The 7224-nt window shown below is 50.7% G+C and carries 4 protein-coding genes; all 4 read left to right on the top strand.

The genetic code is table 11. The features are described 5' to 3' along the window. Positions 1-234 precede the first annotated feature (234 nt). The 4 genes from LWH94_RS18535 to LWH94_RS18520 are packed head-to-tail and all read left to right on the top strand — an operon-like array spanning position 235 to position 7113. Positions 235-732, top strand: coding sequence for a restriction endonuclease subunit S (locus LWH94_RS18535; protein ID WP_232903223.1), 498 nt, complete (start codon positions 235-237; stop codon positions 730-732). A gap of 6 nt (positions 733-738) precedes the next feature. Continuing rightward, on the top strand, positions 739-2142 hold the full coding sequence (locus LWH94_RS18530) for a DUF262 domain-containing protein (RefSeq protein ID WP_232903222.1): 1404 nt from the start codon (positions 739-741) through the stop codon (positions 2140-2142). Further along, positions 2139-4157 (top strand): DUF262 domain-containing protein, encoded by a 2019-nt coding sequence (locus LWH94_RS18525; RefSeq protein ID WP_232903221.1) that lies wholly within the window; start codon positions 2139-2141, stop codon positions 4155-4157. Before LWH94_RS18530 ends, LWH94_RS18525 begins: the two co-directional genes overlap by 4 nt. Next, on the top strand, positions 4138-7113 hold the full coding sequence (locus tag LWH94_RS18520) for a type I restriction endonuclease subunit R (protein WP_232903220.1): 2976 nt from the start codon (positions 4138-4140) through the stop codon (positions 7111-7113). The genes LWH94_RS18525 and LWH94_RS18520 overlap by 20 nt, the downstream gene beginning before the upstream one ends. The last annotated feature ends 111 nt before the right edge of the window (positions 7114-7224 follow it).

Raw genomic sequence — 7224 nt, 5'->3', positions numbered from 1 at the left:
TTGATTACCAAACACCGGATGAGGTGTACTACCAACAACCCATGACCCTGGCAGCTTGAGCCGGGAATACAGCCGGATCAGAGCTTAACTGCACCTTCAGGCTGTCCAACTGATGGGGTCCACCTCAGTGTTCCTCAGCACTGGGATGTTGTTTTCAATAGGCGGATTTTTAAAGAGAAATCCAGGGCTGTAAAGGGTGATGAGATTCCGCTTTCGTTATCCCAAGTCGACGGAGTGGTTAAATCAGAGGAAATGAAAGAAAGGTCATTAAGTCCTGCGCATCGGAAGAATTTCAAGCTCGTTCTTAAGGGTGACATGGTGGTTAATCGATTTAAAGGTCACCTGGGTGTCTTCTTCGAATCTTCCTATGATGGTATCGTCACCTTCCACTATGGGGTTTTTCAGTCTAATTCTGCGGTCTATACAAAATATTACCAGCATTTATTTCATGCAGAGGCATATAAGGTTATTTATGCTGGAGCGTCTAACGGCATGACTGTTGGTCTGCAGAATCTTTCAAATCAGAATTTCTATGATGTTAAGTCGCTATTACCTCCTTACGAGGAGCAAAAAAGCATTTCTGAATATGTGGATTCGGTAGAGAGAGATACATTAAATGTTATTAACAGAATATATGATCAAATCTTAGTTCTAAAAGAATACAAAACTACACTGATCAATAGCGCCGTCACCGGAAAAATCCGAATCACCCCCGACATGGTGGAGGCCTGATCCAGCATGACAGTCCAGGTCGCCACCTGCAGCGCTGCCCAGCTGTTCTCTGAATGTTTGCATCCAGAGTCATCGTCGAGCGCCAATGCCATTGTCACGAGCGGTGACGAGACGATAACAGGCGCGCTGACCATCCCGGAATACCAGCGCCCCTATTGCTGGCAGGACAAGCAACTGGATGGCCTGTTGCAGGATATCGCGTCGCACACCCAGCGAAGCGCCGAGCTGCCTTACTATCTGGGCAGCCTGATCCTGCATAAAGAAGACGGCAAGCTGAATATCATCGATGGCCAGCAGCGCATCACCACCCTGGCGCTGATGGGCTGTCTGCTGGACTCCGATCCGTCAACTATCGGCGGCCTGGTCTATGAGCACCCCAACAGCCAGCAGCAGATCAAGCATAACCTCCAGTGGCTGCGTGATCGTCTGGATCGGGTGAGGAACTGGATTGACTTCAACAAGCTGCAATTCACTCTGGTGATTACCCAGTCCGAAGATGACGCCTACCGCTTCTTTGAAACCCAGAACTCCGGCGGGGTGCGGCTGGGCGGGCCGGATATCATCAAGGCGCATCACTTGCGGGCCATTGAGAACAGAACGCTCCAGCCACAGTTTGCCCGGCAGTGGGAGGCCATGGGCAAACTGGATAGCACCGTCAGTGCCTTGCTGAAAGGCCGCTTCTGGCAAAGTGTGAAGCCAAGAGAGCTGCCCTCCCACAACCAGAAACAGCTGATCCGTGACTGTATTGTCGATGAACTGGCGCAAAGTACCGGTGACGGCGATGACATTGCCTATGGCCGCATTCGCCGCCAGATTGGTCTGGCTGGCGATGTTAGCCAACAGGCAGATCAGCAAGGCTACGAGGTGCGCCAGCCACTGAATGCCGGTATTAACAGTATTCGTTACCTGACCTATTTTCAGGCTTTACACCAGCGTTACTGGGAAAGCCCTGAATTACCGCATTTGGAAGGGTATCAACAATTTGTTGAGTGGCTGAAAAAGCGAAAAGGTTGTGATTACGTTGCAAAACTCTATGAAGCTTGCTTGCTGCTCTATATCAGCCAGTTTGGTGAAAGTCAGTTAGAGCAGGCTGCAAAGAAACTGTTCCGAGTGGTGTACTCCCGCCGAGTAAGCAACCAGAAGTCCGTTCGCGAAAACTCCATTCCCGCATTTATAAGAGACCAGCCTGTGCTGGACTGGATTGCAGCCAGCTACACCCCGGAGCAATGTTTCGAATTTCTGGATGCTTTCGAGCTGAAGGTGGACCCCAGCAACCTGGACAAGAACAGTGTGAAGCGGCGCTTTGTAGAAGCGGTTTGCGAACAGTTCGGGCTGAATCTTGATGCTGATCAGTATGAAAAGGTATTTGCTTCAGCCTTAGATCAGAAAATAAAAGGAGTTCAGGGATGACCGCAGCAGCTGGCTACCAGGTAAATACCGAAGTGCTGACACTGAAACGTGTCAGCGATGCGGCCATGGGCTTCGTGATCCCCAGCTATCAACGCCCCTATGTGTGGAGTGATGATGATGTAAAAAATCTGTTTCATGATATCCGGGAAGCCTATGAGGCGGGTGAGGATCATTACTTCATCGGCAGTGTCCTGTCCGCCGTAAGGGTTGAAAAAGAGGCGCGAGTCTACGAGCTTATTGACGGCCAGCAACGCACCACAACGCTGATGTTGCTGTCGCTTGCCTTCAAGGCGGCAGGAGTGGACTCGCGTCTGGCTGAGGCCTCGGTTTTGGGTGATCAGCCAAGGCTGACCTTCGAGATTCGGGATGCCGTGCGCAACTTGCTAGGCAGCTATGCTGGTTTAGAGCAAATGGACCGTCCAGGGCAAGAGGCGATTAATAGCGATGCCTACCTTACCCATCTGAATGCCAACCTGAAGATATTGATACAACAGGTAGAGGGCTTGCAAAAGGGTTTGCATGATAACAAGGAATTCAATCTTGAAGCCTTTGCCGATTACATCTACTGCAATGTGAGCTGGGTGAATAACATCGTTCCGGAGAGCATGGACCTGAATCGCCTGTTTGCCAGCATGAATACGGCAGGTATCCAGCTGGAGCCGGTAGACTTGTTGAAAGCCAAACTGTTCCGCAAGATCATCACCGAGAAACCGCTCTACAGCGCTATCTGGCAGGCTTGTGAACACATGGAGAACTACTTCGAGCGCAACCTCCGCCAGTTGTTTCCCCGCGCGGACTGGAATGCGATCGAGTACAAGGACCTTAAAGCGTATAAAGGCACAGTCTTCGATAGCAAAGCGCCTGAGGGTGGCGAGGAGCAAGGCGATGGTTCCGGGAAGACAATCCTGGCGCTGCTGGATGAGGTCAGAGCTGGAGACGTGCCCGATAACCTCACGTTTAAACCGGAAGAAGATACTCAGGAAGGCATTGAAGATGAGACGGTCTACTGTCGTTCAATTGTGAGTTTTGAACTTTTGTTAATTCACACGCTCCGGATTTTTTATGCCCGAAAGCAATGGCTCGACATTGAAGCTCGCATAAAAGCTTCCAACCTGATGGCCTGCTTCAATCGTCTTATTGAAACGGATGAGGCCGTCATCAAGGAGTTTGTCGATCTTCTTTGGCAGGTGCGCTATCAGTTCGACACATGGGTTGTGAAGTGGGTGGAGCATGATGACAGCGCAGACCCGGAGTTAAGACTTACCTATACCAATCGGTCCCAATCCAGTGGCAAGTATTATATCAACCGTAGTGCTCGCGAATTAGGCAATTTGGTACAGCTGCAGGCGGTTCGCAACTTTACGGGGGATCGTTCGGCTCATTACTGGTTAACGGCGCTTCTCTCTCAGCTGGTAGACAAACCTGAGATGGACTTTGCCCAGGTGTTGGCGGTGCTGGAAAGACTGGACAACCATCTATCGCTCACCAACGAAACACAGAAGGAGGCCAGCTTCAAGATTGCTATGAATCAAGTGCCGTTGCTTGACAGTTGGGACTCCGTCGAGGCTTATCTCAACAGCGTCAGAGGCACCAGCTTCGAACACTACTGGTTTCAAAAGCTGGAATATTTGTTGTGGAAGCAGGGCGACAAGAGCGATGAGAAACTCAAGAGATATCGCATTACTTCAAAGAATTCCGTGGAACATGTATACCCTCAGAATGAGGAGTATCAAAGGAAGCTGGAAGGCGAGTATCTGGATGCCTTCGGTAACCTGGTACTGTTAAGCCCCGGCGAGAACTCTTCTTACAGCAACCAGACGGTCGGGAAGAAGAGGGAAGACTTTAAGGTCAAACCCCGTTATGACTCCTTGAAACTCAAGGCCATCTTCGAGCTTTACGATCAGACTGCAGGGATCTGGGGCAAAGAACAAATCGCTGAACACCAGAAGGAAATGATGATGCTCCTGGAAAATCATTATCGGCAAGGAGGGGAGTATGGTCAGCCAAACCAATGAGCAGGCGCTGGAGGCTGCCATTGAGCAGGCCCTCACTGGCATGACAACCGAGGAACTTAAGGGCACGGTTCAGATTCAACAAACACCGGCAGACGATCTGGTGGCCAACAACGGCTTCCGGCTAGGCTTGCCGATGGATTTCAATGCCCGGTACGCCTTGGATGAAAAGCAGTTCTGGCGATTTCTGGAAGAAACTCAGAAGCCCGAACTGACCAAGCTGAAGAAGCACAACCCCGCTGACTGGCAACGTAAAGTGCTGGAACGCTATGACCGGCTGATCAAGAAGCATGGCGTCCTGCACTTGTTGAAAAAGGGTCTTCAGGTTGATGATGCCCACTTCCATCTGATGTATCCCGCACCGCTGGCCAGCAGCAGCGAGAAAGTTAAGCAAAATTTCAGTGCCAATATTTTCAGCTGTACCCGGCAAGTTCGTTATTCCCTGGCTAATCCGCTGCAGGAAATCGATATGGTGCTGTTTATCAACGGCATCCCCTTGGTAACCATGGAGCTGAAGAATGCCTGGACAGGCCAAACGGCGCGTTTTCACGGCCAGAAACAGTATCGGGAAGACCGCGATACCAGCCAGCCCCTGTTGAACTTCGGTCGCTGCCTGGTGCACATGGCGGTCGATACCGACGAAGTCTATATGACCACCAAGCTGGCCGGGAAATCGACGTACTTTCTGCCCTTCAACAAGGGCCACAACCATGGTAAGGGTAACCCCCCGAACCCGAATGGACACAAAACCGCTTATTTGTGGGAAGAGGTATTCACCAAGGAAAGCCTCGCTAACATCATTCAGCACTTTGTAAGACTGGATGGCAGCAGCAAAGACCCGCTGGCCAAACGGACATTGTACTTTCCCCGCTATCAGCAGCTGGATGTCGTGCGGAAACTAGTGGCTCATGCGTCTGCGCATGGAGTTGGGCACACTTACCTGATTCAACATTCGGCAGGCTCGGGCAAGTCCAACTCAATCACCTGGGCAGCGTACCAGTTGATAGAAACCTACCCGGAGAACGAAACGGCTGCCGGTGGCAAAAGCCTGGAGCAACCGCTTTTTGATTCAGTCATTGTGGTGACCGACCGCCGGCTGCTGGACAAGCAGTTGCGCGATAACATCAAGGATTTTTCCGAAGTTAAGAACATTATTGCACCTGCGTTCAAATCCTCCGATCTGAAGGAGTCGTTACAGCAGGGTAAGAAGATCATCATCACCACTATCCAGAAGTTTCCGTTCATAGTCGATGGTATCGAAGACCTCAGTGACAAACGGTTTGCCGTGATCATTGATGAGGCCCATAGCTCCCAGTCCGGGACGGCCCACGACAATATGAACAGGGCAATGGGGCAGGATGACGAAGAGGATGATCAGGACAAGATTCTAAAGGCAATGAAATCGCGCAAGATGCGCGGTAATGCGTCTTATCTGGCCTTTACGGCGACCCCCAAAAACAACACGCTTGAAAAATTTGGCGAGCAGCAGGAAGACGGGTCATTCAAACCGTTCCACCTGTATTCCATGAAACAAGCCATCGAGGAAGGCTTTATCCTCGATGTACTGGCTAACTACACCACTTACAAAAGCTATTACGAGATCGAGAAATCGATTGCTGAGAACCCGGAGTTCGACACCAAAAAGGCGCAGAAAAAGCTCCGGGCCTACGTGGAAAGCAGTCAGCAAACCATCGATACCAAAGCCGAGATCATGCTGGATCACTTCATCCCGCAAGTGGTGAATGCCAAGAAACTCAAGGGAAAAGCCAAAGGCATGGTGGTAACGCAGAACATCGAAACCGCTATTCGTTATCACAAGGCAATTACCCGCTTGCTGGCGGAAAAAGGCAATCCTTTCAATGCCCTGGTGGCCTTTTCGGGCACAAAGGAAGTGGACGGCATTGAATATACCGAAGCTGAGATCAACGGGTTCGCTGAAACCGAAACCAAGGATAAGTTCGATACCGACGATTACCGTTTGCTGGTGGTAGCGAACAAGTATCTGACAGGGTTTGACCAGCCAAAGCTGTGTGCCATGTACGTGGACAAGAAACTGACCTCAGTGCTCTGTGTTCAGACCTTATCCCGGCTAAATCGTTCTGCACCCAAGCTGGGCAAGAAGACGGAAGATTTGTTTATTCTGGACTTCTTCAATTCCGTGGATGATGTGAAGGCCGCTTTCGATCCGTTCTATACCGCGACATCACTCTCTCAGGCTACCGATATCAATGTCCTGCATGACCTGAAGGATATGCTGGACGAAGTGGGTGTGTATGAGTGGCACGAAGTTGAAGAATTCGTGAGGCGCTACTTTAACAATGAAGACGCGCAAGCGCTGAGCCCGTTAATTGATGTGGCTGCTTCCAGGTTTGAGCACGAGCTGGAACTTGAAGAAGACGACAAAGTGGACTTCAAAATCAAGGCCAAGCAATACGTGAAGATATACGGCCAGATGGCCTCCATCATGCCGTATGAAATCGTCGCCTGGGAGAAACTGTTCTGGTTTTTGAAGTTTCTGGTTCCGAAACTGAAAGTGAAGGATGCCGGCTCAGATGCCATCGACGAGCTTCTGGAGTCTGTCGACTTGAGTTCCTATGGGTTGCAGCGGGTAAAGCTTAACCATACGATTACGTTGGATGAGGCTGATACGGACCTTGACCCGCAAAACCCCAATCCCCGTGGGGCTCACGGAGGAGATAAGCAAACTGATCCTCTTGACGATATTGTCCGCACCTTTAACGAGCGGTGGTTCCAGGGCTGGAGCGCTACTCCGGAGGAGCAAAAGGTGAAGTTCGTCAATATTGCGGAAAGCATCAAACAACACCCTGATTTTGAGGCCAAGTACCAAAACAATCCAGACCCACATAATCGGGAACTCGCGTTCGAGAAAATGTTGAAAGAGGTGATGCTGCGCCGCAGGAAGGATGAATTGGAGCTTTATAAGTTCCTGAATCAGTGACTTTGCAGGCCAGTATACTCCGCAAAGCGCCATCGGCGCTAACGGGAGCCATCACTTGGTCAAAAGCAGGTTGATAATGCCGGAACGTGCAGTCTGACGTCGATCAGCGGC

This window comes from Marinobacter sp. G11 (genome assembly GCF_021282325.1).
GTDB lineage: Bacteria > Pseudomonadota > Gammaproteobacteria > Pseudomonadales > Oleiphilaceae > Marinobacter > Marinobacter vinifirmus.
This window is presented reverse-complemented; position numbering and strand designations above follow the sequence as displayed.

What these genes read in the sequence shown, in the direction of transcription:
- LWH94_RS18520 (WP_232903220.1), top strand. Translation starts at nt 4,138, where the DNA reads ATGGTCAGCCAAACCAATGAGCAGGCGCTGGAGGCTGCCATTGAGCAG.
- LWH94_RS18525 (WP_232903221.1), top strand. Translation starts at nt 2,139, where the DNA reads ATGACCGCAGCAGCTGGCTACCAGGTAAATACCGAAGTGCTGACACTG.
- LWH94_RS18530 (WP_232903222.1), top strand. Translation starts at nt 739, where the DNA reads ATGACAGTCCAGGTCGCCACCTGCAGCGCTGCCCAGCTGTTCTCTGAA.